Source organism: Acidocella sp., assembly GCF_036489515.1.
Classification (GTDB): domain Bacteria; phylum Pseudomonadota; class Alphaproteobacteria; order Acetobacterales; family Acetobacteraceae; genus Acidocella.
On sequence record NZ_DASXFO010000032.1, the window covers coordinates 1 to 26469 of the forward strand.

20 protein-coding genes and 1 pseudogene are annotated in these 26469 nt (G+C 62.4%); 8 read left to right on the forward strand and 13 right to left on the reverse strand.

Annotation, left to right across the window (positions count from 1 at the left end; genetic code table 11):
* Positions 1-258: 258 nt before the first annotated feature.
* Together VGG47_RS04255 and VGG47_RS04260 are read right to left on the reverse strand one after the other, a co-directional pair.
* The gene (locus VGG47_RS04255; protein ID WP_331535772.1) at positions 259-1239 is read right to left on the reverse strand and encodes an aldo/keto reductase; all 981 of its coding nucleotides are present in this window, start codon (positions 1237-1239) and stop codon (positions 259-261) included.
* Positions 1240-1471: 232 nt separating this feature from the next.
* Positions 1472-2002, reverse strand: coding sequence for a hypothetical protein (locus VGG47_RS04260; RefSeq protein ID WP_331535774.1), 531 nt, complete (start codon positions 2000-2002; stop codon positions 1472-1474).
* Positions 2003-2046: 44 nt separating this feature from the next.
* Here VGG47_RS04260 and VGG47_RS04265 point away from each other — a divergent pair, with 44 nt between their 5' ends.
* On the forward strand, positions 2047-3006 hold the full coding sequence (locus VGG47_RS04265) for a homoserine kinase (protein ID WP_331535776.1): 960 nt from the start codon (positions 2047-2049) through the stop codon (positions 3004-3006).
* A complete protein-coding gene (gene rnhA, locus VGG47_RS04270) occupies positions 2996-3454 on the forward strand; it encodes a ribonuclease HI (RefSeq protein ID WP_331535778.1) in 459 nt (152 codons plus the stop codon). The genes VGG47_RS04265 and rnhA overlap by 11 nt, the downstream gene beginning before the upstream one ends.
* A gap of 941 nt (positions 3455-4395) precedes the next feature.
* Here the strand turns inward: rnhA and VGG47_RS04275 are convergent.
* On the reverse strand, positions 4396-5373 hold the full coding sequence (locus VGG47_RS04275) for an SDR family NAD(P)-dependent oxidoreductase (RefSeq protein WP_331535780.1): 978 nt from the start codon (positions 5371-5373) through the stop codon (positions 4396-4398).
* A 124-nt stretch (positions 5374-5497) separates the two neighbouring features.
* Between VGG47_RS04275 and VGG47_RS04280 the strand changes: the two genes are divergently transcribed.
* Together VGG47_RS04280 and VGG47_RS04285 are read left to right on the forward strand one after the other, a co-directional pair.
* Positions 5498-6076, forward strand: coding sequence for a TetR/AcrR family transcriptional regulator (locus VGG47_RS04280; protein ID WP_331535782.1), 579 nt, complete (start codon positions 5498-5500; stop codon positions 6074-6076).
* A 499-nt stretch (positions 6077-6575) separates the two neighbouring features.
* Positions 6576-7112, forward strand: coding sequence for a hypothetical protein (locus VGG47_RS04285; protein WP_331535784.1), 537 nt, complete (start codon positions 6576-6578; stop codon positions 7110-7112).
* 165 nt (positions 7113-7277) lie between these two features.
* On the opposite strand, the gene VGG47_RS04290 is transcribed toward VGG47_RS04285, so the two are convergent.
* From VGG47_RS04290 to VGG47_RS04310, 5 genes are all read right to left on the reverse strand, one after another.
* Entirely contained in the window at positions 7278-7766 is a 489-nt protein-coding gene (locus tag VGG47_RS04290; protein WP_331535786.1) for a chemotaxis protein CheW, read from the reverse strand.
* A gap of 2 nt (positions 7767-7768) precedes the next feature.
* Positions 7769-9727 (reverse strand): methyl-accepting chemotaxis protein, encoded by a 1959-nt coding sequence (locus tag VGG47_RS04295; protein ID WP_331535788.1) that lies wholly within the window; start codon positions 9725-9727, stop codon positions 7769-7771.
* Positions 9728-10180: 453 nt separating this feature from the next.
* Entirely contained in the window at positions 10181-10696 is a 516-nt protein-coding gene (locus VGG47_RS04300) for a hypothetical protein (RefSeq protein WP_331535790.1), read from the reverse strand.
* Positions 10697-10969: 273 nt separating this feature from the next.
* The gene (locus VGG47_RS04305) at positions 10970-12226 is read right to left on the reverse strand and encodes a cupin domain-containing protein (RefSeq protein WP_331535792.1); all 1257 of its coding nucleotides are present in this window, start codon (positions 12224-12226) and stop codon (positions 10970-10972) included.
* A 705-nt stretch (positions 12227-12931) separates the two neighbouring features.
* Complete coding sequence (locus tag VGG47_RS04310) at positions 12932-13828, reverse strand: LysR family transcriptional regulator (protein WP_331535794.1); 897 nt, start codon at positions 13826-13828, stop codon at positions 12932-12934.
* A gap of 199 nt (positions 13829-14027) precedes the next feature.
* Here VGG47_RS04310 and VGG47_RS04315 point away from each other — a divergent pair, with 199 nt between their 5' ends.
* The 3 genes and pseudogenes from VGG47_RS04315 to VGG47_RS04325 form a co-directional block, all read left to right on the forward strand.
* Positions 14028-15329, forward strand: a complete 1302-nt coding sequence (locus tag VGG47_RS04315; protein WP_331535796.1) for an MFS transporter — start codon at positions 14028-14030, stop codon at positions 15327-15329.
* A gap of 12 nt (positions 15330-15341) precedes the next feature.
* Positions 15342-15998, forward strand: a complete 657-nt coding sequence (locus VGG47_RS04320) for an HD domain-containing protein (RefSeq protein ID WP_331535797.1) — start codon at positions 15342-15344, stop codon at positions 15996-15998.
* A gap of 328 nt (positions 15999-16326) precedes the next feature.
* Positions 16327-17205: pseudogene (locus VGG47_RS04325) on the forward strand (transposase); the annotation flags it as partial.
* Here the strand turns inward: VGG47_RS04325 and VGG47_RS04330 are convergent.
* The 3 genes from VGG47_RS04330 to VGG47_RS04340 form a co-directional block, all read right to left on the reverse strand.
* A complete protein-coding gene (locus VGG47_RS04330; protein ID WP_331535873.1) occupies positions 17148-18422 on the reverse strand; it encodes an AAA family ATPase in 1275 nt (424 codons plus the stop codon). The pseudogene VGG47_RS04325 and the gene VGG47_RS04330 overlap by 58 nt on opposite strands.
* Before the next feature lie 131 nt (positions 18423-18553).
* Positions 18554-19183 (reverse strand): hypothetical protein, encoded by a 630-nt coding sequence (locus VGG47_RS04335; RefSeq protein WP_331535799.1) that lies wholly within the window; start codon positions 19181-19183, stop codon positions 18554-18556.
* Positions 19184-19215: 32 nt separating this feature from the next.
* A complete protein-coding gene (locus VGG47_RS04340; RefSeq protein WP_331535801.1) occupies positions 19216-21237 on the reverse strand; it encodes a ComEC/Rec2 family competence protein in 2022 nt (673 codons plus the stop codon).
* Between the two features lie 81 nt (positions 21238-21318).
* Here VGG47_RS04340 and gltX point away from each other — a divergent pair, with 81 nt between their 5' ends.
* A complete protein-coding gene (gene gltX, locus VGG47_RS04345) occupies positions 21319-22710 on the forward strand; it encodes a glutamate--tRNA ligase (protein ID WP_331535803.1) in 1392 nt (463 codons plus the stop codon).
* A gap of 143 nt (positions 22711-22853) precedes the next feature.
* Here the strand turns inward: gltX and VGG47_RS04350 are convergent, their stop codons facing one another.
* A complete protein-coding gene (locus VGG47_RS04350) occupies positions 22854-25118 on the reverse strand; it encodes an SPASM domain-containing protein (RefSeq protein ID WP_331535805.1) in 2265 nt (754 codons plus the stop codon).
* 328 nt (positions 25119-25446) lie between these two features.
* The gene (locus tag VGG47_RS04355; RefSeq protein ID WP_331535807.1) at positions 25447-26460 is read right to left on the reverse strand and encodes an SPOR domain-containing protein; all 1014 of its coding nucleotides are present in this window, start codon (positions 26458-26460) and stop codon (positions 25447-25449) included.
* Between the last annotated feature and the right edge of the window lie 9 nt (positions 26461-26469).

Genomic DNA, 26469 nt, shown 5'->3' on the forward strand with positions numbered 1-26469 from the left:
CGCCCAGGGTCGCTCGGCTTCCCCAAACAGTGCGGCTCCATTTTCGCCCATTGAGCGTCCGTCAGTGCAAAGCGGTCCATGAAAAGCGTGAATCACAAACGCCGTGACCAGGGGAATCCCTAAATCTCAACAAGCCCTGAAAAAAGCGGCGCAAAAACTTTTATTTATGCTGGGCCATGGGCATCGTCACCGACAACGCCCATGACCCAGATTAATAAAGTTTTTTTGCTACTTTTTGTTCACAAAAAGTAGCCTTCCCTACTTATGCCCGGCGATCGCGTGCGGCACGTAGGCGGCTTCGAGCGAGGCGATTTCCTCTGCGGTCAGGTTCAGCTTCAGCGCGGCCACGGCATCGGTCAGGTGCGCCGGCTTGGAGGCGCCGACGATCGGCGAGGTGATGCCCGGCTTCTGGGCGACCCAGGCCAGCGCCACCTGCGCCCGTGGCACGCCGCGCGCTTTCGCCACTTCGGCGACCCGCTCCACGACCTTGCGGTCAGCGTCACCGGTGCCGGCATACAGCGTCTTGCCGTACTCGTCGGTCTCGGTACGCGCCGAGGTCTCGTCCCAGTCGCGGGTCAGGCGGCCGCGCGCCATCGGGCTCCAGGGGATCACCGCCACGCCCATATCCCGGCAGAGCGGGATCATCTCGCGCTCTTCCTCACGATAGAGCAGGTTGACGTAGTTCTGCATGGAGACGAACTCGGTCCAGCCGTTCATCCGGGCGGTATAATTGGCCTTGGCGAACTGCCAGGCATACATCGAGGAGGCGCCGATATAGCGGACCTTGCCGGCCTTCACCACGTCATGCAGCGCTTCCATCGTCTCTTCGATCGGGGTTTCGTAGTCCCAGCGATGGATCTGATAGAGATCGACATAGTCGGTGCCGAGGCGGCGCAGGCTGTGATCGATTTCCGTGAAAATCGCGCGGCGCGACAGGCCGGCGCCGTTCGGGCCGGGACGCATACGGTTGAACACCTTGGTCGCGATCACGACCTCGTCGCGGGTCGAAAAATCTTTCAGTGCGCGGCCGACGATTTCTTCGGACGTGCCGTCGGAATAGACATTGGCGGTGTCGAAGAAATTGATGCCGAGCTCGAGCGCCTGTTTGATCAGCGGCCGCGAGGCCTCTTCCGGCATGGTCCAGGCATGGCCGCCGCGGTCGGGCGCGCCGTAGGTCATGCAGCCAAGCGTGATGCGCGACACCTGCAGGCCGGTGCGGCCGAGTCTTACATATTCCATGAAGTAATCTCCTTATGACCCGGGGGAAATGGGGGTTTTGCGAGGAAAACCAAGACGTTCAAAAAACTAACATGCTTGATGGCAGAAGAAAGCAGCCGCTTTTTGAAAAAAGCGGCGCAAAAACTTTTTATTATGCTGGGCCATGGGCGTTGTCAGCGCCAACGCCCATGGCCCAGGTTAGCAAAGTTTTTTTGCTACTTTTTGTTCACAAAAAGTAGCCTTGCTTCCTTACTTAAGGCGCGGCCATCGGATGCCCGGCGGCGTAAGCCAGCTGCGCCGGGGTCATCTTGAACCCGACCAGTATCTCCACGTTCTGGCTGTCGTGCACATTGCTCAGCTCCACCTTCACCGGCTTGCTGGTCGCCTCGGCGTTGCTGGCGTTGCCGTTGAAATGCAGCGCGATCGTGTAGTCCTGTCTCGAGATGATCTGGTTGCCGCGGCTCAAAGCCACAAAATACGGCAGCTGCACGGTCGCGCCATGATCCGCCGGGCCGTTGCTGGCGACAAAACCGGCGCGGAACGTCACGCGCAGGAGGCGGTTACCTTGCGCGGTCGCGCAGGCGCCGGCGATTCCGGTTATCTGCGCCGTGGTGACCTGGGCCGCCACATCCGTGCGTCCGGGCAGGAAGGTCGTTACCTTCGCGGCCTGCTGCAGCACCGCCACTTGCGGGCAGAACATCGGCGGCGGCGTGGAATCGTCGGCGCAAGCGGCCAGGCCGGCCAGGAGGAACGGGGCGAAGCAGACGGGAATCTGACGTTTCATGTCGGCTCCCTTGCCAGAATTTTTCAGCGCGGTCATCTACCCGCATGGCGGTTTATACGGAAGTTACGGACGAAGCCCTTGCGGCGTTTCTGGCCGATTATGAGATTGGTGGGATGGTCGCGTTCCGCGGCATTGCCGAGGGCGTGGAGAACAGCAATTACGCGCTGAAAACCACGCAGGGCGATTTCATTCTCACCTTGTACGAGAAGCGGGTGAACACCGCCGATCTGCCCTGGTTTCTCGGGCTGATGGAGCATCTGGCCGCCAGCGGCCTGCCCTGCCCGCTGCCCGTGCGCGCCCGGGAGGGCCGCAACCTCAACCCGCTGGCCGGGCGCGTCGCCGCGATCACCACCTTCCTGCCCGGCGTCTGGCCACGCCGCGTGGTGCTCGAGCATTGCGAGCCGCTTGGGGCGGCGCTGGCGCAGCTGCATCTGGCCGGCCAGGATTTCGCGCCGCGTCGGGCCAACGCGCTCGGGCCGGAGGCCTGGCAGCCGCTGCTGGAAAAATCCCTCGCCCATGCCGACGACGTGCAGGCCGGCCTCGGGCCCGAACTCGCGGCAGACCTCGCGCGCATCACCGCCGCCTGGCCGCGCGACCTGCCGGTCGGGCACATCCATGCCGATTTGTTTCCGGACAACGTGTTCTTCCTGGACGGCAAAATCTCCGGGCTGATCGATTTCTATTTCGCCGCCACCGATATCTATGCCTACGACATCGCGATCTGCCTGAACGCCTGGTGTTTCGAGCGGGATTTCAGCTTCAACATCACCAAATCCCGCGCTTTGCTGCGCGGCTATATGGCGCATCGATGGTTGAGCGAGGCCGAATGCGCGGCGCTGCCGGTGCTGGCCCAGGGGGCTTCCATGCGCTTCCTGCTCACCCGGCTCTATGACTGGCTGCACACGCCGCCGGGCGCGCTGGTGACGCCGAAAGACCCCATGGACTATTACCGCCGCCTGCGCTTCCACAACACCGCCCGGGATGCCTCCGCCTATGGACTCTGAAACCGCCGACAGCACCGTCGAAATCTGGACCGACGGCGGCTGCAAGCCCAATCCCGGCCCCGGCGGCTGGGCCGCGATCCTGAAATTCAAGGGCACCGTGAAGGAGCTCTCCGGCGCCGAGTCGGAGACCACCAACAACCGCATGGAGCTGACCGCGGCCGCCGAAGCGCTGACGGCGCTGACCCGCCCCTGCACCATCATCCTGCATACCGACAGCGAATACTTACGCAACGGCATCACCCGCTGGCATACCGGCTGGGTGCGCAAGAACTGGCGCAACGCCGCCGGCGACCCGGTGAAAAACATGGATCTGTGGAAACGGATCCTCGCCGCCGCCAGCACGCATAAAATCGACTGGCGCTGGGTCCGGGGCCATTCAGGCAACGCGATGAACGAACGGGCCGATCAACTAGCGACCGCCGCGCGCGAGAAACTGCTGGCGGGGTAGAATGTCCGTTAAATCATAACGCGTCCCGGCTCATACCTTAAGATGTCATCTGAAAAATCACACTGTGATTTCATTGGGTTACGAGCAGACCGGAACACGGCAACTTATGGTTTGATTCTTTCAAGACTAGGTTCGTCGAAGAATGACGGCTTTTGATGGGACGCGTCAGTCTAAGAACGCCTGAATTCTCCAACAGGTTGGCTGGTGCGGCGGCTTAGCGACGAAAGGCGACATTCGACTTATCCGCTTTGCTCTCTCGGAAGCAGACATCGGTTCAGGTTTCTCGTGAGCGGTGGAGTCATTATGCCGCTACGCCGCTGGTCTCGATAGTTTCACCAGCCCCATTTCTTGAGGGTCAAAGCAACTTGCTGGAAACCGAATCTCGGTTGAAGCTTTCGGCCGCCTATGCGGCACGCGAGACGGCGAAACTGTCTTCCAGCATCTGGAACCGACTGATCTCTCCATCGGCAATGGTCAGGATGATTGCGAAAGACGTCTCGACCACCTTGCCGGCCTGCTTGACCCGGGATGCGAGCGATCCAAGAATGACGGCCCGAGTGTCGCTGGCAAGGATGTTGTCGATATCGAGGCGATTCGGCGACCCTCACCGGCTCGGCGCCCGAGCCTAGCCGGTGAAGAAACTCCTGAGCGATTGCGACGTTGTTCGTCTGAGCCATGAGACCTCCGTATTGGGCGGGGTGAGTGTGACGGAAAAGGCGCGCTGCCGAGCTAGATCTGGGCAGAACGCCGTCCGTGAAGAGTTCGCTGCCATTGACGAAGCTACTGTCCTCGGACGCGAGGAACAGGGCGGCAGCGGTCCACCTCGGACGGTTCGCCGAGCTTGTCCCACGGCATGGTCCGCTAGATGTTCTCCTGCATCGCCTGGTGCATCGTCTCGTCGAGTGCGATTCCGTGCCAGCCTGCGGTAGGCGGAAACGCGCTCAGAAGTGCTCCCCGACCATCTCCTCGCTCTTCTTCCAGAGCGCCTCGGCATGCTCAGGATTGAGTGCGTAACCACGCACGCCTTCGCTGACCACGCTGATCGTCACATCATCAGGCACGGCCTCTCCGACATGGCAGTTCTCGCAGTAGCGGCCACCGATGGCATCCGCGGGCGCAACCACGCTTGCCCACACAGAGGTCGCTGTCCCTTGGGGGATCGTCTTGAATGCAAATGGCGGCTTGCCCTCGGCAGTGAGTTGCTGATTGATCTGGGCGACCATCGCCTCAAGTTGCGTCTGATCGATATGGCGGCCGAGCTCGGTGAGAATGCCGCCGGGATGCACCGCCGTCGCACGCACGCCGCGCGCGCGATGGCGCCGGTCGAAGGCAACGGCAAACAGGATATTCGCGGTCTTGGAGCGACCGTAGGCGGTGAAAGGTTCATAAGAGGTACGCTCGAAGTTCGGATCATCGAGGTCGACATCGGAGAAGCGGTGCCCCGAAGAGGCCAGGTTCACCAGCCGCGCGCCGTTGCGCATCAAGGGCGCAATCCGGTTGATCAGCACGAAATGCCCGAGATGATTGGTGCCGAACTGCGTCTCGAAACCGTCGGCCGTATGCCCGAAGGGCGTCGCCATAACGCCGGCATTGGCAATCACCAAGTCAAAGGGCGCAGCGGCGGCATTGAGCGCGTCGGCACAGGCGCGGACACTCGCGAGGCTGGCGAGGTCGAGTTCGACCAGCTCAAACCGGCCGCCGGCGGTCGCCGCGTCATCCCATAGCTGGGCGGTGGCCGCAGAGGCCTTTTTGAGATCACGCGCGGCACCGACGACATGCGCGCCATGGGTGGCGAGCGCGCGCGCCGTCTCGATGCCAAGCCCAGCGGACACCCCGGTCACGAGCACACGCTTGCCGGTAAGAGATACGCCCGCGAGCACCTCGTCAGTCGTAGACGTTGCGCCGAAAATTTTTGCCATGATGGCCTCCGTAATGGTGATGCGCCGTATGCGCGTTGAACCGCAGCGCCATACGAGATATGTGGAGAAACGCTCCGGTTAAACTTATACGGAGGATGTCTCCGTTTAGCAAGAGGGCAGCCTGGTGACCGAGGAAAAGACGACGCGACGACGGCCACGCAGTGACGGACAGCGCAACCGCGAGCGGTTGATCGAGGCCGCCAAGGCCGCTTTCCAAGACGGCGAGACGGAGATGAGGTTTGACGAAATTTCCCGCCGCGCGGGCGTTGGGATCGGCACGCTTTACCGTCACTTTCCGACACGGGATGCGCTGATCGAGGCGGTCTACCGCACCGAGGTTGAGGGCCTGAGCGCGGCAGCACAGCAGCTCGCGGCAACCTGCGTGCCCGCTGAGGCCCTGCGTAGCTGGATGCGGCTATTCGTTGATTATTTTGCGACCAAGCAGCTGATTGCCCCTGCGCTCAACTCCCTGGTTGGCGGGCCAGGTCAGCTCTATGCGACTTCAGGCGAGCATTTGAAAACTGCGATAAGGGAGCTGGTTGGTAGGGCGGTCGAGAACGGCGATATCCGCGCCGATCTCGACCCGTTCGATCTGTTGCGCGCTCTGGTCGGTGTGGCCAACGTCGCCGCCGATCCTGGCTGGGAGGCCAGCGCCAAACGCCTCGTCGATATCCTGATCGCAGGGTCGCGGCCGGATGCCTGAGAGGCGATAAAGTCCGTTTCTTTGTTCGCGATGTTCATCATCAGCGAGGTCTGAAACCTCTTCGAGGTCCGCCATAAAAAAATCCTCCTGATCAAGCTGTACGCGGTCGATCCCAAATCGGAGTTCGGTACATCCGATAAGAATTTTCCGCAGCAAACCTCTTCCGGTCGCGCAAAAAATGTGTATTTCCGTGGCGAGTTTTTTTAATCTCGGCAGAGATTCTGCCAATTTTGGAAACACCAACATAATCACGAAATGACCAACGGTCGCGCGGCACGGTACCAAGATGTGATCGGCGGAATGGGTCCATTAGGACGACCTCTTGTCGCATCCCTGTCGCACGGACCCGAGCTTGGCCAACATCGAGTCACAAAGACTTTCATTAAGTCAGTCAGACTATAATAGTGAAATGATGTTTAACCACTTTTTTTGGGTTCGGTGACGGACTTCTCTTCATATCTGCACATGAAATGAAAAATATTTATTCGCCGGAGGTGATATGCGCCGGATCGTTCTGATGCTCACAAGCCTTTCTCTCGCCGGTTGCGGCTATGGAGCCTTACGTCAGGCACATGAAGCGCAAATCAGCATGATTGGAATGAGTCGCGCCGATCTTCTATCGTGTGCCGGGCCGCCAGCTAAATCGACCACGCTCAGTCCCGTCGCCCATGTCGACACCTATACTTACTCACCTTCGAACAACAACGGCTTCACCCTTTCCCTGCCACTCAGCATGGGCGATGTCGCTATCGGTGGATCTGGCACGGGCTGCATGGCGTATGTACGGGTGATCAACGGTAAGGTGGCGGAGGTCCACCATACTGGTGCCGACGATCTCACCGTCGGCGAGGATGGTGTCTGCAATCCGATCTTCCGCGGCTGCATGCGTCAGCCAAAGCCGAAGATGCAACCGGTGACAGGCGAGAACGACAGCCATTCTTCAGCCTTTACGCCGCCCCCGGTACCTCGACAGCCCCGCGCGGCAGAAGAGATAGAAACCACCACGACCTCCGCCGCTGCTTCGGCAAAGAAGTAATCGAAGCGATTCTTTCAGCTTTCGCGCCATAGGTGACGGCATAATTGAGAAGTTTCAGGCGGCCTAAGCAGCCTGCACGATAGCGAGCACAGCGCTTGCACGCCGGAGGTGAAGCAGACGGCGGCGGGGCGGTCCCGTCGCTCAGAGACAGCCGCGGAGTCGCCGTCAACGCATTTCGTCTGGGGCGTCCAGGGCGGCCTCGGGCATGATGGCGCGGATCGACATGACGCTGATAATCCGATCGTCCATCATGATGAGGCCTTCGATAAATTCCCGTGCGGCGCCATCGCCGGCATGCGGCGTCGCCTGCCTCATCTCGTCGGTGACGGTGAAGATTTCACACACCGCATCGACTAGGAGACCGGCGACCTGATCGCCAAGTTCCACGACCACGATGACCGAGGCGGCGTTCGGCTCGGTGCCGGACAGGCCCAGGCGTTTGGCGAGGTCGACGATGGTCAGGACCGCGCCCCTGAGATTAATCATGCCCTTGATGTAGGAGGGGGCGTGCGCCAGGGGGGTGGACGTTGTCCACCCTCTGATTTCACGGATCGCCCTAATGTCCAGAGCGAATTCCTGCGTGCCGATGCGGACGGACAGAAGTTCGTTGGCGCCAGCCGCCTGATGATGCGTGCGGTCGTGGGTTTGGCTCATGATCAAAACTCGCTCCACCCTTCTGACGCGCCGGCTGGGGCTGGGCGTGGCGCCTTATCCTGACCCGCCAGCATGACAACCTTGCGCGCGGACGTGGTCACGGCGGTCCGCGGCTTTGGCGGCGCCTTGGGCGCAGCCCGCTTGAGCATCGGGGCTGCTTCAATCTGGCTGATACGGAATTGCCCAACCAGGCGGGCGAGTTCTTGGGCCTCGCCCGAGAGGCCGTGGCTCGCCGCCGTCGATTCCTCGACCATCGCCGCGTTCTGCTGCGTCACCTGGTCCATCTGGTTGACCGCGCTGTTCACCTCGTTCAACCCGGTCGCCTGCTCCTGTGCCGAGGCGGCGATGTCGACCACCAGGCTGCTCAGCTGCGCTACCTGTGCCACGATCCGCTCCAGCGCCTGGCCGGTCTCGCCGACCAGTTTGACCCCGGCCGTGACCTGCTGACCCGACGCCGAGATCAGCGCCTTGATTTCCTTCGCCGCATCGGCCGAGCGCTGCGCCAGCGCCCGCACCTCGGTCGCCACCACCGCAAAACCGCGCCCGGCATCGCCGGCCCGCGCCGCTTCGACCCCGGCATTGAGCGCCAGAAGATTGGTCTGGAAGGCAATCTCGTCGATCACGCCGATGATGTTGCCGATCTGCTTGGACGAGGTCTCGATCCCGCTCATCGCGTTCACGGTCTCGCGCACCACCGCGCCGGACCGCTCCGCGTCCGCCTTGGCGGTCGCGACCGTGCTGCGAGCTTCGGTGGCGTTTTCCGCGGTGCGGCGCACCGTGGCGGTGATCTGGTCGAGGGCCGCCGCCGTTTCTTCCAGGCTTGCCGCCTGCTGCTCGGTGCGGCGCGAGAGATCGTCGGAAGCGTGGGTGATCTCCTCGGCGCCGGAGCGCACGCCCTCGGCATTGGCAGCGATCGCTTGCAGCGTTTCCTGCAGCTTGAGCATCGCCGCGTTGAAGTCATTGCGCAGTTTCTCGTATTCGGCGGCGAACGGCGCGTTCAGGCGGAACAACATGTCGCCTCCGGAGAGATTTTCCAGCCCGGTACCGACGGATTCGACGATGAATGCGAACTGTTCCAGCACGGCGGCGCGCTCACGGTCGGTCTCCTGCCGTTCCTGCTCCCTCAGCGTGCGCTGCGCCTCGGCTTCGCTTTCCAGGCGCTGTTTCTCGATGCCGGCCTCCTTGAACACCTGTACCGCGCGGGCCATGCCGCCGATCTCATCCTTGCGTTCGATGCCGATCACTTTGGTCTTCAAGTCGCCGCCGGAAAGCTTGTTCATCGTCCCCTGCAGTGCCTTGACGGGGGTGGTGATCCACGTGCGGATGGCGAAGACGGCGCTGATCATCACCGCCGCGATGCCACCAAGGATCATATAGAAGGTGAAGGAGATGGAGTTGTCGGTGGTGGATTTCAGTGCCGCGAGGTTAGTGCTTTCAGCGCTCCGCATATTGTTGATGATCGGCTGCATGCTGTTGGCCAGGGTGACGAGCTGCGGCACGCACTGGCTGCGGTACAAGGCCTCGGCGGTCGGGGCATTGGCGCCGGTGCCGCCGGCCACGGCGACGAGCAGCGCCGGGTTGGTGCAAGCCCCTGTCGCGAACTGCAGAAGCTGCGATTTGAAGGTCTGGATGGTGTTGGCATCCGCCGGATCATCCTGGGCGGCAAGTCCCATGAACTCGGCGAACCGCGCGCTGTCGTCTTTGATCGCCGCGAGATCTTTCTGGCTGTCCGTTGCGTTGGCGTTCAGCATCATTGCGTTCGCGCTCTCACGGATGAACTGAATGTCGACATTGCTGCGGATCAGCTGCAACAGCGCATCCGTCGGGCCGGCGCGCAAAGCGAGGTAGCCGGTGTTCAGGGCGCGCATCTGCGCCGTGGAGTAGATGGCGACGGCGATGGCGAACACCCCGAACACTGCCAAGATGGCGCCAAATTTTCCGATAATCGGAATGTTCTTCATAGCCTACGATCCTTCTAGAAATCGGCGCCGTCCGCTCGGAGAGACGCTTGGCACTCCTCTAACTATAGGTTGTGGAAACTTCAATTCACAACCACCTAAGATTTTATGGAATTTTGCGATCCCACCGATCCGAAAGAAGGTGCGATCAAGCGAAGAATGAGCACCGTCAAGTTGCTGGATGCTGGCTGACGGAAGGCGGAGGCGGTCGGGAGAGGGCGACAGGCAGGCGTGATTACGTAACTATCAGTCCGCCGGGAACCTCTGCCCAGTTGATGAAGGCTTGGTTGCGAGCGAAATGGCACTTCGCAGCATTGTCTTGGTTAGGACGGCGCGTGAAAACGTTGCCGAGTCTCATCGCTCTCTGTCCAGCGGGCGCCGCAATCACACTCTACGGTGCCTGCTCAGGTGAAATGATACCGTAACGGGTTAACGTGACAATGCCCTGTTCCGTGCTCAGACCCACCAGTGGTAGCCAACCGCAAGGTTGAGAACGACGCCGTAGGTCACGTAAATGAGCCAGAGTCCTGTCAGGACCTGCCACAGACCGATCAGCCGTGCGCCGGCAGGCCAGAGGCCGAAGCGCGTCGGGATTTCTGTGAGATAGACGAGTGTCAGTCCAACAAACACGATGGCAACCGGGATGTCCCCCGCCGCCTGGAAGACGATGACGCCGAGGATCGAGAGCAAGGAGAAGGCAATCGCCATCCAGCCCTCGGGAACCGCGCTGCTGCCGATATAGCGGCGATGCGACACGGCGAACCAATGCACGCCGTAGGCCGTGAAGGCGAGTGCCGCCATGTAGAGTGGTGCGGCATTCGTAAAGACGCCGAACCAGGTCAGGCCGACCATGAGATAGACGCCGGTGATGAACTGCATGAAGCCGGCCATCCAGAGGCTCCACAGGGCGGTCGACTTATCAACCTCCCGACTCCCTTTCGGAAACTGGAACAGCGCCTGACCGCCGACCACCAGATACCCCGTCGCGAGGCCGAAAAACCGATGGCCACAGGCCAGAACTTGGATGAGTCGAAAACGACGTCAACAACTTCGTTGTGCATAGTATACCTTATTCATACCAAAAAATCGGAAGCGCAGGGGAAGCGTGTGCGCGGTTAGCTGCAGAACGACTTGGGAGTGGCCCCAAGACGTCCATGATCAAAAAATCTCCCGTCGAGATGGGCAGCGGAACGACCGCCTATAAAAAGATGTCTTGCGGCATGCCGCAAGACATCTTTGTTAGCGTTAGGCGGGAACGATACCCTGCGGCCGTCGTGCAAACTTCGCGACCGTCTCGGCCGAGAGGTTCAGCGTCTGCTCCACCATTGCCGGCGGCGTATGCGCCATCCAGTCGGCGAGCGCGACCTCCGCATATTTATCAGTCCTGAAAACCGCCACGAGGACGAGATCTTCATTGCCGGTGTTCTCGACATAATGGCCAAAACTCTTGGGCACGTAGCCGATGTCTCCGGGGTTGAAGTCGATGGTGGCGGCCTGAGGTCCGGTATTGAACACCGTCATCCGGGCCTTGCCCTTGATGTAGTACTGCCATTCAGCCGCGTTCGGGTGCCAGTGCATCTCGCGCATGGCGCCGGGCTTCACCGTCACCAGCGCCGCCGCGACCGTGATCGCCGCCTTGAAGTTGGTGCTGTCGGCGAGCTGGATCATGCCGTTGCTGTTCTGCTTGACCGGCGTTGATGCGGACAGGTGGAACGTGAACGGGTTCGGCACCGGGCCGGCGTCCGGCAAGATCGCTTGCACATCAGCGGCGAGCGGACCCGGTTCCTTGCCCTGGAAAATCCAGCGATCCTGCAGCGGAATGTTGGCGAAGGCCGATTGCGGCACGCCAAAATTCTTCGCCAGCACTTCCGGTGGCGTGTGCGCGAACCAGTCGGTCACCAGCAGCGTGTTGTCTTCCGAGGCGGCGCCGTTGTCGAAGCAGATGACGAATTCGCAGCCATCCGGGCCGATACCCTGCAGCGAATGCGGCAAGCCGGCCGGGAAGTACCAGAGATCGCCGGCCGCCACGTCATCGACGAAGGCGTGGCCGTTCTGGTCCACCGCGGTCACGCGGCAATGGCCATAGGTCATGATCGCCCATTCCGCCTGCTGGTGCCAGTGCAGTTCGCGAATGCCTCCCGGCCCGAGGCGCATGTTCACGCCGGCGATGGTGGTGGAGATCGGGAAGTCGGCCGTCGTCACCTGACGCGCCCAGCCGCCCGCCTGCACGCGCTTCGGCGCGATGCTGAAGGACGACCAGAGTTGCGCCATGCCGCCGACATCGGTGGCCGGGGGATTCGCGAACGCCGGAATCTGGGCTTCCATCACGGCGTTCTGCGGGCCGGGATCGGCGAAAGCGCCCGCGGTGGCATTCATCTGGCCTTGCGGCGGCAGGTCGGGATTGCCGAACACGCCCGCGGCATGCGCCGCCGCCGTTGCCGTCAACGCGCCGCCCGCGGCGCCGGCTGCGAGGATTTTTCTCCTGGAAAAACTGGGCATCATAGCTCCTTAGAAATTAGCGAGGCCAAGAACCTCCTATCGATCAATTATCAACAGGAATGAACGACCATCACATACGTGCATTTTGAGGCGTTCTGTAGCCTCGACAACGCAATTTTAGATATTTGCTTTTGTGATAACCAAGATGTTTCTAGAGCGCGAGATCATCTTCAGCCACGAGACTGTTCGGGAGTGAGTGGCAAAGCTGGCTCCCCTCCTGACAGCCGAACTCCGGCAACGGCGTCGCTTCAAGAGCGGAGCCGCCCGGCGCTCGTGGCACGTTGACGAAACCGATCTGAAAGTCCAAGGCCGCGCTCGTCCCACCGCCACCCGACTTATCGACAATCTCACTGAGAAGCAGTTGGTCGAACGCCGCCAAGCGGCGTCGGATGGCAGGGAATGGTGTGTCTACCCGACGCGCACAGGAAAGGCACTTGACCGCCCCATCAACGATGCTAGTGCGCAAATCGCGAGAGCGCTGCGTACGAAAGTTGGAACAGGATCGTTCAAATCTGCTGTCTTCAGTATGAACAGCGTTAGAAAGGCCCTTTCCTGAGTGCGTATTTTTTATTGGAAATAGTTGTCTTGCTAATTAAAGTGGAAGTAAAAAATGAGGGACGTATCGAGACAAAGCGCGCGGCTGCGCGGCGAAGTTCGCAGGGACAGGGTAACAAATGACTTCACCCAAACTTGTGCTGGGTGGTCGACTCACTCGAAATACCGAATGTCCTTGAGAACACGCCTGACGATTCTGAGGATCTCATTTGTTGCCGCGGTTTCGTGCCCAACTGAAAAGGCAAAGAAGACGCTACCGCTTTCGACGGCAGGTGTTGACGACAGTATTTGCATTGTCTTCGCCCGAACGTAGGACTCAATAAGCTTGACCGGAAAGACGCTGATGGCGGTCCCTGCGGCCACGAGTTGGGCGATGACGGTGACGCTCGAGCAGATGTCGAGCCTAGCCGGCGCCAAACCTGCTGTGGCGAACCACCCCATGATCTGCCGGTGCATGGCGGACGATGGTCCATTCGTGAGGATTGGCTTCTGACTGAGATCTTCGGGTGTTACCGGACCACTCAATCCCCAAGACGGAGCCACCGCCCACAACGTCCGCTGCACGCTGATCGGCATGAACCGGAGGCCACTTTGACCGACAGGGTTGACGACGAGCGCCGCATCGAGGCGGCGGGCCGCGAGCTCGCCCTCAAGGCCGTCGCTCGGTGAGATGACCCACTCGGGTTGAAGTCGGGGAAGCTCGTCATGCAACACCTCAATCAGGCGCGGCAGGCAGACCGTCGCCATCCCCTCCGCGAGCCCAAGGCGAATTGTCCCGCGTATCTCCGGCTCTCCGCCGAGTGAGATGATGTCGTCGACCCGCTCGAGCGCCGCTTCGACCAAAGGAAGGAGGTCTCTACCCGCTTGGGTCAGCACCATCGACTGCCCGGCCCGCTCGAACAAGGTCGCCTTCAAGCTGTGCCGCAGGTCACGCAGGCGGAGAGAAATCGTCGGCTGTGCGAGGTTCAGTTCCTCCGCGGCTTTGCGAACGGATCGGTACCGGGCCGTCCAGACGAAGGCTTCAAGCTGGGCAATGGTAGGGCGACCCATTGGAATTTCCAATCATTTTGGTTTTGATATTCTAATTTGATTAAGATCCCCAATCACTGTAGTCGACAATCATCGCCAACACGAAGCCTCGGCTGAATTAAAAAAACAAAAATGCGGCGTCTGCAGGAAACGCTTTGACCAAACCTTGATGGGATTGGCGAGAGCACTGAGCAGAGCGCAGCGGGGAGACGAAAACGATATGACTACCCGCCGGATCTGGGTTGTTCTGCTCATCTTCACGCTCGTTGTTGTGAACTACATGGACCGGGTCGCCCTCTCGATCGCGGCCCACCCCATCGCGACCGAGTTTCATCTGTCGCCCGTTCAGATGGGATATCTCTTCTCGAGCTTCCTGTGGACATATGTCATCTGCCTGGTGCCGCTCGGGGTCCTGGTGGAGCGCAGCGGTGCCAAGCGTATGGTCGCTTGCGGCATCGCCCTGTGGTCGCTCGCAACGGCGGCAACCGCGCTGGCCTGGGGCTTCACATCCGTGCTTGTCGCGCGCCTGGTCATGGGCGCGAGCGAAGCGTCGAGCTATCCGTCCTGTGGCCGTGTCGTGCGAGACTGGATCCCGGAGCGCGAGCGCGGCGTGGTAACGACGTTGTTCAATGGCGGCTCAACAGCAGGTCCCGCGATCGGCGCATTGGTCGCGGCAACCCTGATTTCACACATCGGCTGGCGGGCCACTTTCGTTGCCTTGGGCGTGGTCGGATTTGTCTGGCTGGCGTTTTGGCAGTTCCGCTTCGACCAGCCGGAGCGCGCTTCATGGTTGCCCGAAGCAGAGCGCTCGATGATTTTGGAGACGCGCAACGGCCAGCGCGACGCGTCGGAAGCGGCCCCGTCCGCGATCCTTTACCTCCTGCGGCAGCGCACTGTCTGGGGCCTGGTCATCGCGCAAGCGTGCGTCGTCTATACGGCCTATCTGCTCATGACGTGGCTGCCGACCTATCTGCAGACGACCCGCCACGTTTCGCTCCAGGAAACCGGCTATCTGACGTCTGCAGCCTATTTCTGTGCGCTCGTCATCGGTCTTGGGATCGCCCGGGTGAGCGATCGGATGCTGTCGTCGACCGCAATCCTCAATGGAGGACGCCGGATCTTCACCGCAGGTCTTGCCGCGATCTCGTTAGTGATTCTCGCGGCGCCGCACGCAGGCAGCCTGTTCACCCTCATGGTGATCCTCGTCGTCGTACTCACGGGCTCGACGACCGCAAGCGGGATCAATTTCGCAATTGCAAGCGATGTCCTGAGAAACCCCAGGGACGTCAGCCGGGTCACCAGCATCGTCGCCTTCGGCGGCAACTCTTTTGGCCTCGCTGCGCCGATCATGACCGGCTACGCCGTGTCGATCACAGGCGGCTACACCGTTGCTTTCCGCATCGCGGCAGCACTGCTCCTCTGTGGGGTGATCGCCGTCCTGACGATGGTGCGGCGTCCGGTGCACGCCGAGAACGGCGCCGATAAGATGCCGGCCGAATTTCCCGAGCTGCAAATCACTTAAGGAGCCAACTTGATGGAACTTCATTATTCGGGGCCGCGCCGGCCCATCACCGACGAGGTCCGGAAAGGCGTCCTCGAAGACTTTCCTGAAATCGGCATGATCCAGGACGCCTCGCTCCGGGAAAAGGTGGTCGAGGCTTGGAGCTACGCGCTCTCCTGCTCAGACTTCACGCGGATCACGCAGATCCCGCCGGAGGGCAACCCTGGCGCGCCGGTTCTGAAGGCAGGAACCCAGGCTGATCATCTCCGCGGCGTTCTCAGGCTCGCACTGAAAATAGCCGAGGAGTTCGCGGCGAGCTGGCCCAGCGTCGAGATCCATCGCGACGTGCTCCTCGCGGCGGCGGCCTGCCACGACGTGGGCAAGCCATACGAGTTCGACCCGACGAACCGAAAGCGCTGGGCCGAGAACCCATCCTATGCCGGCCAGCCGACCTTCCGCCACTCCGTGTTTGGCATGCATGTCTGCCTGGTTGTCGGCCTTCCTGAGGAGATCGCGCATGTCGCGGTCGGCCATTCCTTTGAGGGGCAGTACATGGGCCTCAGCACCGAGTGCTTCATCGTCCGGCAGGCCGACCACTCCTGGTGGCAGTTGGCCGCGACGCTCGGGCTCGTCGTGGAAGACAGCATGAAATCGATGCCGACCATGATTCGCGTGAGACGTCAGCCATAACCTAACCCAGCGACCGCTGGATCTAGGAAGCCCGAAACGAGCGCCGCCCCAACGCCAGCGGCGCCAGAGGAATGACAGCTTTTGGAACGCCCCGCATAGGTTCCAAGTGACCGGGATGGGTCGGGACGCGTCGCGCGTAGGAATCTCCGTTTGTCCACCCTGCGTTGCCAAGACCAGACGGTCTGGTTTGTCCCTGTTCAGCCGCTCTCGGCGGGCTTGGGTTCGGCCGCGGCCGGAGTCGACCGATACTGTTGAAAAAGGAGCTTTTTCGTTGCTCGACGGCTGCGGCCGTGATTCACTTTGCCTGAGCGTACGCGGAGGCAGGGCAATGATGGGCAGGCAGGAGGCAGCGCCGGAGCTATTTTACGATTTTCGGCTGGATGACCATGTTCCCGCTGATCACATGTTGCGGGGCATTGACCGGTTTCTTGATTTGTCCGCGCTGCGCCTCGAGCTCGCACCATTTTATAGCATCATCGGCAGGCCGTCGATTGATCCGGATTTGATGATCCGGATCCTGGTCATCGGCTATTGCATGGGGATCAGGTCCGAACGGCGGCTGTGTGAGGAAGTGCATCTGAACCTCGCCTATCGCTGGTTCTGCCGCCTTGGCTTAAATGGCAAGGTTCCCGATCACTCGACCTTCTCGCGCAACCGGCACGGGCGGTTCCGGGACAGCGACATCCTTCGGCGTCTTTTTGAGAGCATTGTCGCCCGCTGCCTCGACGAGGGGCTGGTCAGCGGTGAGGGCTTCGCAGCGGATGCCAGCCTGATTGCAGCAGATGCGAACAGGCAACGCTCGGTCCCTGGTGATCATTACGATGCTCTTGCGGCAAAAGGCGAAGCGGTGCGCGCCGTCCAGGAGTATATGGCCAAGCTTGATGATGCCGCGTTCGGTGCTGCTTCAGAGGTAACGCCAAAATTTATTTCGTCGACGGATCCGGCTGCTCAGTGGACCGGCGCGCTCAAGGGACCAGCCTTCTTCGCCTATGCCACCAACTATCTGATCGACACTGAGAACGCTGTCATTCTCGACGTCGAAGCCACCCGCGCGATCCGGCAAGCCGAGGTCGGCGCGTCGCGCACCATGCTGGACCGGGTGGAAGAGCGATGGGGCATAAAACCTGAGTGGATCGCAGCCGACAGTGCTTATGGTTCGGCCGCAAACCTCGCTTGGCTTGTGAAGGAAAAGCAGATCGCACCGCACACTGTCACGCCGGCTTCGCGCAGCAGCGTCATTGCCGCCAGCACGACATGGCGCGGCGTGTCGCCCCAGCGGACGCAGAGCAAGGCGGCATCCGCCAGCCGGGCCAGAACCCGCCCCTCGGCGAGCGCGAAGACCGGTGGCACGTCGAGCAGCACCACGTCCCAGTCGTCGCGCAATTGCGTCATGAAGCCGTCCAGAGCCGGCGACAGAAACAGCGATAACGCCGCCTTAGCCTGGGTCCCGGCGGGCAGCACCATCAGCGGGCTTAACGGGTCCGGCACGAGCACATCGCGCAGCGCGACCAGCCCGGCCAGATGGTCGGTGAATCCCGGCGCGCCGCCGACACCGAACACCGGATCGAAACTCGGCTGCCGTATATCGCCGTCGATCGCCAGCACGCGCAGTCCGGAGGCGGCCAGAGCGCGGCCGAAGGCGATGGTGAGCGTCGTTTTCCCCTCGGCCGGCCGTGCCGCGGTGATGGCGACGACGTGCCGCTCCGTCCCGAGATGGAGCCCCGTCTGCAAGGCCCGCAATTGTTCGGCGAACAGCGAAAACGGCGCTGCCAGCCCGGCCTGTTGCGGGTTGGAGACTTCCGGCAGCAGCGCCAGGCAGGAGAGGCCAAGCTGCGCCCGCACGTCGCCGCCGGAGCGAAACGAGGTGTCCAGCGCATCGGCCAGCCCCGCCAGCAGCACGCCGGTGCACGCCCCCAAAACCAGGGATGCGCCGAGGATCAGAAAACGGTTCGGCGTGCTCGGCCTGGTCGGCGTGGCGGCGGCGGAGAGGATGCGCGCATCCGGCCGGGTCAGCGAGATGTCCTGCGCCAGCTGGTCCGATTGCAGCGCGATCGAGCGCAGCATCGCCTGTCCTGCCTCGGCACTTTGCTCCAAGGCGCGGACGGGACCGGACTCCGCATCCTCGGACTGCGATTGCACGCGCGTGGCCGCCACGGCTTTTTGCAGGGTGGCGATCTCGGCCTGGTCGGCCGCGACGTCAGCGCGCGCGGCATCCTGCGCGCGCCCGGTCTCGGCGTCGATCTGCGCGGTGATCGCCGCGAGCTGTGATTTCGTCGTGCGCAAATCCGGATAATCCGCGCCATACACGTCCTGCAGCGCCCCCATTTGCGCCGCCAGATCCGCCTGTTCCTTGCGCAGCAGCTCCAGGTTCGGGGCGATGGCGGCGGCGTCGCGCGCGGCGGCGCTGAGCCGCGCCTGGCTCATCGCCAGACGGGCCTGCGCCTGCACCAGGGAGGCCGCGAGCCGGCTGGCCGTCTCGGTCGTCAGGTTGGCCTGCGCGCCCTGCACCACACCGGTCGCGGCGCGGGCCTTCGCCAGTTCCGTTTCGGTTTCGTTCAGCCCCGCCTGCACCTGGGCCGCGTGCGCTTGCAGCCAGGTCTCCGCGTCGCTGAACCTGCGTAGGAGTCTTTGCGCTCATGGTCGAGATAAAGCCGTATCGCGAAATTCGCGGCGGCGGCGGCGAGCGCGGGATCTTGCGCGGTGAAGGAGACGGTGAGCACCTCCGAGCCCGGCACCACCGCCACATGCAGGGCCCGGCGCGCCGCCTCGGCCAGCGCATCGGCGCCACGCGCGGACGCGCCGCCAAACAGACTCCACGGCCAGAGGGCCGGCCTCATGAACCGGCGAAACCCCGGCTGCGTCGCGAGATCGAGCTGCGCCGCCAGCACGCGCGCCGCCGGCAAGCTGGCGATCACCGCCGTCTGGCTCTCCGTCACCACGTCCTCGTTCTGCAAAGCCGGGGCCGGCATGGACGTGCGGTCGGGGGCGGTTGCCTCCTCCGGGGCGTAGAGCAGGATACCCGTCGCGGTGTAGGTCAGCGGCATATGGGCCAGGACGAGGGATGTCAGGCCAAACACCGTGAGCGTGCAGCCGAGGACGATCCTCCAGCGCCGGCGCAGGCTCAAGAGCTGCTCCGCGAGACTGAGGGACGCCGGCAACGCGAGATGTGGCACTGCGAGGCTCATATTCATTACGTAATTGCAAGATTATCATTGCGTCAACGTAAATTTTTGTCCGGCGGATAAGGCGGCACCCAGGGCCGCTCGCCCTGCACCATACGGTCGCTGCGCAGCCGCACGCCGTGCGCCCCGACCCAGGCTTCCATGGCGCCTTGACGCCAGACGGAGAAGCGATCGATCACCGGCAGGCCCTCGCAGACACCGCGCAGCGGTTCCGGCGAGACCACCAGCATTGCGTCGCCGCACCCGCCGGCAGGCGGCGCCATGGCCAGCAGCACGCGGCCGACGCGGCAGCTCTCGGCAGTGCAATGCGAGAGAACCGGTTGCGCGCCGCCCCAGACCGGCGCCCATTGCGCCAGCGTGTAGGACGTCGCTTTCGGCTGCCGCACCAGCAGAATGCCGGCGCCATCGCGCAAGGCGATGAGCCTTGCATCGGCGGAGACCAGCACATCCGGCGGCCGGATGGCGGCATAAACCAGCGCACCTGCCAGCAGCAACGGCAGGCCCGCATAGCGCGCCGCACTACGCCAGATGCACAGCCAGATCAGCCCGGCCGTCACGAGCAGGATCGCAGCATCGGGGATCGGCGCGATGCGCAGCATCGCGGCCGGCCAGGCGGCGATGCGCGCGGTGATCCAGATGATGACGGCAATGCCCCAGCCCATCGGCACCAGCGCCAGCGCCGCCAGGTGCAACGGCATCAGTGCCAGGGCGGCCAGGCCCAAGGGCAGGATCCACAACGCGGTGAGCGGCACGGCGACCAGGTTGGCCGGGATCCAGTAAGGCTGGATCTGCTGGAACTGGTAGGCGGCATAAGGCATCGAGGCGCCGCCGGCGAGCAGGCTGGTGAAGGCCAACGCTATGAGATGTCCCGCCACGCGGCCGAAGACGGTTTTGTCCCGATGCTTGCGCGCGGAAAAACCTTGCGCCGCGGCGTAGCCGGCGATGAGCGCCAGGACGGCGGAAAAACTCATCTGAAAGCTGGTGCCGATCACTGCCTCCGGCGTCGTGAGCATAATAACCATCGCCGCCAGGCTCAGCCCCCGGAGTGAAATGGCGCGGCGGCCGACGATGATGCCGAGCGTCACCAGGCTGGCCATGGCCAGGCTGCGCAGGATCGGCAGATGCGCGCCGGTCAGCAGCGCATAGACCACGCCCGCGCCCAAAGCGGCCATGGCGGCCAGCGATTTGGCGGGCCAGTGCAGGGCGGTGCGCTCAAACCGGGTCAGGAGAAACCGCGTGGCGGCGAAGGCCAGCCCCATGACGATGCCGACATGCAGCCCCGCCACCGCCAGGATATGCGCCAGCCCGGCGGCGATGAAGGCCTCTCGCTCCGGCGGTGGGATGGTCTGTTCTTCGCCGGTGAGCAGGGTGACGGCGATGGAGCCGGTGTCGATCGGCAGGGTCGCCAGGATGCGCGTGGCGATGCCCTGGCGCAGCGCCAGCAGCCGGCGCGCCAGCGTGCCAGGTTGCGCCGGGGCAATCACGGTGACGGGCGCGATGGCAAAACCGGACGCGTCCAAACCCTGGAAGAAATCCTGCCGACCCTGGTCCCAGCCGCCGGGATAGGCCGGGCGCTCGGGGCCGAACAGAAACGCCCTTGTTTTTGCGCCTTCGCCAAGCGTCAACGGCGTGTCGTCGGTATCGCGCAAATGGACGCGGATGGTGCGGCGCAAGGCTGGACCGCCGTTCAAACTGGGGCGCGCCAGGGTGATGCGCCTGCCATTGGGCAGCAGATCGATGCCCGCAATGGTGCCGGAAATGTCCGTCACCCCATGCGGCACCGGGACAAAACCGGGTTCCGCCGCGGTGCGCCACTCCGCCCGGGCAAAACCGAGGGCCGCCGCCAGCGCCAAAGCCGCCGCGAGCCGGCCCGGCGGAAACCGCCACAACGCCACCAGGGCCGCCAACGCGCCGGCGGCGGCGCACAGACCGAGCCAGAGCCTGGGCTCATGGGGCAACACGAAATAGGCGAGAATCGCCGCCCCCATGGCAACCGGCAGGAGGAGCGGGAATCTGCCATGTTCAGCCTCCACCCAGGCGGCGAACCAGGCGCGCATCGGCACCCCTATATCGTTGCGTTTCGTTAACAGTTTTGCGCCGTCTGGCAAAGGGGGGGACAGAAATGCTAGAGGCCGCAGATGACCATTCGCACCCGCTTCGCGCCCTCCCCCACCGGCATGCTGCATATCGGCGGCGTCCGTACCGCTCTGTTCAACTACCTGTTCGCCAAGCACATGGGCGGCGAATTCCTGCTCCGCATCGAGGACACCGACAAAGCCCGCAGCACGCAGGAAGCGGTGCAGGTGATCCTGGACGGCATGGACTGGCTCGGGCTGACGCCCGATGCGGCGCCGGTGTTCCAATCCACCCGCGAGGCGCGGCATGTGGAGGTGGCGATGCAGATGCTGGCGGCGGGTCGCGCCTATCCCTGCTATGCCAGCCCGGATGAATTGAAGGAAATGCGCGAAACCGCGCAGGCCGAGGGCCGCCCGCCGCGCTATGACGGGCGCTGGCGTGACCGCGATCCTGCCGAGGCGCCGGCCGGCGTCAAACCTGCGATCCGCCTGAAAGCCCCGCGCGAGGGCGAGACGGTGGTGCACGATCTGGTGCAGGGGACCGTGCGCGTCCAGAACACCGAGCTGGACGACATGATCATTCTCCGCTCGGACGGCACGCCGACCTATCTGCATGCCGTGGTGGTGGACGACCATGACATGGAGATCAGCCATGTCATCCGCGGCGACGACCACCTGACCAACACCTTCCGGCAGGTCCAGATCTACAACGCGATGGGCTGGGAGACGCCGCATTTCGCGCATATCCCGCTCATTCATGGCGCCGACGGCGCGAAACTCTCAAAACGCCACGGCGCGGTCAGCGTGCTGGAATTCCGCGAACAGGGTTTCCTGCCCGAGGCGCTGTGCAATTATTTGCTTCGCCTCGGCTGGGGGCATGGCGATTCCGAGTTTCTGGTCCGCGATGAGCAGATCGCCCTGTTCACCCTGGAAGGCGTGGGCCGCGCGGCGAGCCGGATGGATTATGCCAAGCTGACGCATCTGAACGGCCAGTGGCTGCGCGGGGCCGATGATGCGCGCCTCACCGGCGACGTGCTGGCGCGCCTCGAAGCGCTGGGCGTCCACGCGGACGCCACGACGCAGACCCGCATCCTGACCCTGATGCCGGGCCTGAAGGAGCGCGCCAAAACCTTGGTGGACCTCACCGCTTCCGCCGCCTTCCTGGCGCGCAGCATCCCCCTGCCCTTCGAGCCCAAAGCCGAGGCGCTGCTCACACCGGAGGCCCGCGCGATGCTTGCGCGCCTCGCCCCGCTTCTCGCCGCCACGGATTTCTCCATCACCGCCGTCGATGCGGCGCTGCGCAGCTTCGCCGAAGCCGAGGGGCTGAAACTCGGCCAGGTAGCGCAGCCGCTGCGCGCGGCGCTGACCGGCAGCACCATGAGCCCGGGCATCGACGCCACCCTGGCCGCCCTTGGGTATGAGGAAAGCCTGGCTAGGCTCAAAGCGGTTTTTTGAAGCAAGAAAGCGCTACTTTTTGTGAACAAAAAGTAGCAAAAAAACTTTGTTAATCTGGGTCATGGGCGTTGTCACCGACAACGCCCATGACCCAGCGGAGTAAAAATTTTTGCGCCGCTTTTTTAAAAAGCGGCCGCTTTCTTCTAAGCGTAGAGATCGCCCCAGTACGGGTCACTCGCAATCACTTCACGCGCTTTGCGCGGGCCATGCAACGCCGCCATGAACGGACCGAGGTTATGTGCCGCTACGATCGGAGAGGCGAATATGGGGTCCCTCAGAACATCAAGAAATTCGCTGTGCAGGGGGTGAGAGGGTTCGGCGATGTTGCGCTGCCGGTACTCGTCCTCGGAGTAGGTACCCACGTTCTCAAGCTTGAAGAACGCAATTTCGTCGACGTGCAGCCGTTCCGCCATCTCGACCAAACGTGGCATGTCATGGAAATTCTCGGTTTGGACGGCGTAGGATATGGTGAATTTCGTCAATCGTCCTGTTTCCCGAAGTTCGCGCGCAAACTCGAGGTTGGCGACCATCCGCTCCCAGCGTCCTTTGCGCCGTATCGATTCGAACGTCTGTTTGGACGAGGCGTCGATCGACACGACCAGATTGATCTTCAGATAATGAATGTTTTTAAACGTGTCCCATTGCCGGCGATCGAACAACATGCCGTTCGTCAACAATTCCATATGAGTCAGATTGGGGCACCGCTGCGGGCTGATATCGGCCAACAAGGCGCGGAAATGCCGACTGAACAGGGCTTCGCCGCCCGAGGAGATCCGGACGTTACGAAGCTTGCCCAAAAGATCGTCGATCATGCCCTCGCGCAGGTTGTCGAGCCTGGCGTAACCGGGCTTGTCGAGCACGATCAGATCCAGGCGGCATTGCGGACAGCTTAGATTGCACGAGATATCGTAACCGAGATCCGAGAACAGCGCGCCGTCTATGCGGACATCCTGATTTGCGATCGCCTGCCTCCAGCGCGCACGCCGAAATTCCTTCGTGTCCTCGTTCAACAAGGACGTGCTCTGCATCAGCGCGTTGTTGAGAATGGTCGGGCAGCTTCTCTTGTTGCAGTATTTATATGTCCCGTCCAAAATGGATCCACGGATTTCCTGGGCCGTTTTGGAGTTCCAGATATCGTCCCAGCTCTTCTCACGGAACACGTTGCCTATTGGCACGGGGAGGATCGCGGCACAGCACAGAAATGTGTCACCGTCCGGATTGATGTAGGCCTCATCGAAGGGGACGGGGCAGAATCGCCCCGCGAAGCGCCGCGGCGCCTCCTCGAGCAGAGAAAATGCCACGCTTCCCGTTTGCGCACGCATTTCGATTGCGTGCTCAACGCAATCCAGCAGATGCTGGGTGATGAGGCAGCGCGAATTCATGTTGAAACTGCGATAGCCGCGGTCCCGCGCCTCATCGAGACGGCCCAGCCTGGCAAGATATTCGGCCGCGAGAAGGAATACCGGAATCTCCGGCACCTGGCTTTCCAGCGCCAGGGTCAGATCGCAGCAGGTTTTGTTCCAGCGCTCGCCGCCCACTTCGACCTTATCGGTCATTTTGCTCAGGGTTCGGTAGCAGGCAAACTCCAGGACCTGACGCAAGGCTGCGATCGGTTGAGATTGGTCGGAATTGCCGTAGGCTGCGAACCGCCCGATCGCGCTGTCCTCATGGCGATACACCTTCCACCAGCGGTGATAGAACATCCGCACCGCTTGGCAGCTGGCTTCATTGTCCAGGCTGCCGCAGCTCATGACGGCCCGGCAGAATTCAATAAAATAATCGAATAGTTCAGTTGACTCCACTGTGTAGCTCAACGCGCCGACTGCGGGCGGCGTGCTACGGTCAAAAAATCCGCGCCACTGATCCGGGCAGGGCAGATCTCGAAGCGTTTTCCACAGCACGGCCATCGACATCTCGCAATACGGATCGAATTCGAGCGCGCGTACTATGAATTCAAAAGCCTCCCAGGGCTGCCCATGCTCAAGCGACGTCTTGGCGGCAACGATCATGGGGATGCGGTCGTTGTGAAATTGCTTATCGATTTCCCGAAGCACCTGCAGGCACAGAACCTGATCGAACGATCCGCCGCGTTGCAGATAGCCCGGGGTACGTCTCAAAAACCGCTCAAGCGCCGTCACGTGCCTGGACACATCATTGGGTCGCTTGGTTAATGAAAATCCGAAGAATGTCTCCAGATAATCGTGCTCTTTATAATTGCGGTGGTAATGCCAAAACGCGTCATTCACGAATTGATCGAATTCCACACCGCCGTCGGCTTTGTCTCCGGCCGGCCCCACGGCCATTTCCGCGTCAGGAACGTTCGAACCCAGAACGCGGTCGATCATGGCCATGAATGTGCGGTCGATCTGACCTCTTCCGCGCTGAACACGCCGCTGCACCCAATTCATCACCGCAGTCTCCTAAGATCCGCTGCAGAAACAAGGCTAAACGGTCCACGGGATAAAACCCCAAGCTTCGCACACGGAATGTAACTCAGACGGCAGCGTGGAGACGTTGCTCCCTTCCCGTAGCGCTGCCACGATGCTGATGATCTTCCAGAAAGTGCGGCCTCAATCCCGGTGAGTCAAGGCAGGAAGGGGAAGGCTACTTTTTGTGAACAAAAAGCAGCAAAAAAACTTTATTAATGCTGGGTCATGGGCGTTGTCCCCGCCAACGCCCATGACCCAGCATAGCAAAATTTTTGCGCCGCTTTTTTTAAAAAGCGGCTACTTTCTTCTAAAAATCCGCCAGAGTGCAGGCCGTGTCGGTGGCCGCCAGCGCGCCACAGAATTTGTTTGCCGCCGCTTCGTTCTCGAAGCCGGCCACGCGCAGGCGGTAGAAAACATGTCGTTTGATCGTGACCGACGTAATTTCCGGCGTGCGGCCGTCGAATAATGCCGGCTCATGGGCGCTGAGACGGCTCCAGACCGATTCTGCCCCGCTCTGCGAGTTGAACGCACCAAGCTGCACCGCCATGGCACCCGGTGCAGATTCTGGGACCGGAGATACCTGCTGGGGTGCGGCCACCGCCGACAACAGCGGCGCTGCCGCCACCTGGGCGACCGGGGCTGCCGTCGCGGTCGGGGCCGGAGCCGGCGGCGGCGGGACGGCCACAGACTGCGCGATCACCTGCGAAAACCCGCTCATGGCGCTCAGCACCTGGTCCGGAGGCAGGTCGATGCTCAGCACCTGTTGCGCCTCGGTGCTGCGCCCGGAGGCCAGCAGCGCCGCGGCATAATCCTCGCGGATTTTTGCCGTCGCCCCGGGGCCGGTTGCCAGGGGGCCGAGATATTCCAGCGCCTCCGGCCCGTGGCCCGACAGCGCCAGCGACAGGCCGAGATTGACCTCTGCCGCGGTCATCGACGGATCGGCCAGCAGGGCGCGGGAATAAGGATCGACCGCGCCGGCGAAATTGCCTTGTAGATCGCGCGCGATGCCGAGATCGTTGAGCGCGTCGGCATTGCCGGGATCGTCGGCGATCGCCTGGGTGAAGGCCAGTTCCGCCGCGCGCGGATCGGTTTTCAGCAGGCAACGGCCGAGCCCGGTTTCCGCCTCGGTCGCCTTCGGATCGTAGCGCAACGCCAGCACATAGGCCGCCTCCGCGGCGGGGCAGCGTTGCAGCGCATAATACGCATTGCCCTCATGGATCAGGGCATCGACATTGTCGGGCGCGCTGGCCAGGATCGACTGCGTCACCGACAGCGCCATGCTCGGGTCACCCCCGGCTATCGCCGCATCTGCGACGTTCAACGTCTTCGG

Excerpts from the sequence above, each read along its gene's own strand:
- VGG47_RS04255 (WP_331535772.1), bottom strand. The coding sequence starts at position 1,239 with ATGGAATATGTAAGACTCGGCCGCACCGGCCTGCAGGTGTCGCGCATC.
- VGG47_RS04260 (WP_331535774.1), bottom strand. The coding sequence starts at position 2,002 with ATGAAACGTCAGATTCCCGTCTGCTTCGCCCCGTTCCTCCTGGCCGGC.
- VGG47_RS04265 (WP_331535776.1), top strand. The coding sequence starts at position 2,047 with ATGGCGGTTTATACGGAAGTTACGGACGAAGCCCTTGCGGCGTTTCTG.
- rnhA (WP_331535778.1), top strand. The coding sequence starts at position 2,996 with ATGGACTCTGAAACCGCCGACAGCACCGTCGAAATCTGGACCGACGGC.
- VGG47_RS04275 (WP_331535780.1), bottom strand. The coding sequence starts at position 5,373 with ATGGCAAAAATTTTCGGCGCAACGTCTACGACTGACGAGGTGCTCGCG.
- VGG47_RS04285 (WP_331535784.1), top strand. The coding sequence starts at position 6,576 with ATGCGCCGGATCGTTCTGATGCTCACAAGCCTTTCTCTCGCCGGTTGC.
- VGG47_RS04290 (WP_331535786.1), bottom strand. The coding sequence starts at position 7,766 with ATGAGCCAAACCCACGACCGCACGCATCATCAGGCGGCTGGCGCCAAC.
- VGG47_RS04295 (WP_331535788.1), bottom strand. The coding sequence starts at position 9,727 with ATGAAGAACATTCCGATTATCGGAAAATTTGGCGCCATCTTGGCAGTG.
- VGG47_RS04305 (WP_331535792.1), bottom strand. The coding sequence starts at position 12,226 with ATGATGCCCAGTTTTTCCAGGAGAAAAATCCTCGCAGCCGGCGCCGCG.
- VGG47_RS04310 (WP_331535794.1), bottom strand. The coding sequence starts at position 13,828 with ATGGGTCGCCCTACCATTGCCCAGCTTGAAGCCTTCGTCTGGACGGCC.
- VGG47_RS04315 (WP_331535796.1), top strand. The coding sequence starts at position 14,028 with ATGACTACCCGCCGGATCTGGGTTGTTCTGCTCATCTTCACGCTCGTT.
- VGG47_RS04320 (WP_331535797.1), top strand. The coding sequence starts at position 15,342 with ATGGAACTTCATTATTCGGGGCCGCGCCGGCCCATCACCGACGAGGTC.
- VGG47_RS04330 (WP_331535873.1), bottom strand. The coding sequence starts at position 18,422 with ATGAGCCAGGCGCGGCTCAGCGCCGCCGCGCGCGACGCCGCCGCCATC.
- VGG47_RS04335 (WP_331535799.1), bottom strand. The coding sequence starts at position 19,183 with ATGAGCCTCGCAGTGCCACATCTCGCGTTGCCGGCGTCCCTCAGTCTC.
- VGG47_RS04340 (WP_331535801.1), bottom strand. The coding sequence starts at position 21,237 with ATGCGCGCCTGGTTCGCCGCCTGGGTGGAGGCTGAACATGGCAGATTC.
- gltX (WP_331535803.1), top strand. The coding sequence starts at position 21,319 with ATGACCATTCGCACCCGCTTCGCGCCCTCCCCCACCGGCATGCTGCAT.
- VGG47_RS04350 (WP_331535805.1), bottom strand. The coding sequence starts at position 25,118 with ATGAATTGGGTGCAGCGGCGTGTTCAGCGCGGAAGAGGTCAGATCGAC.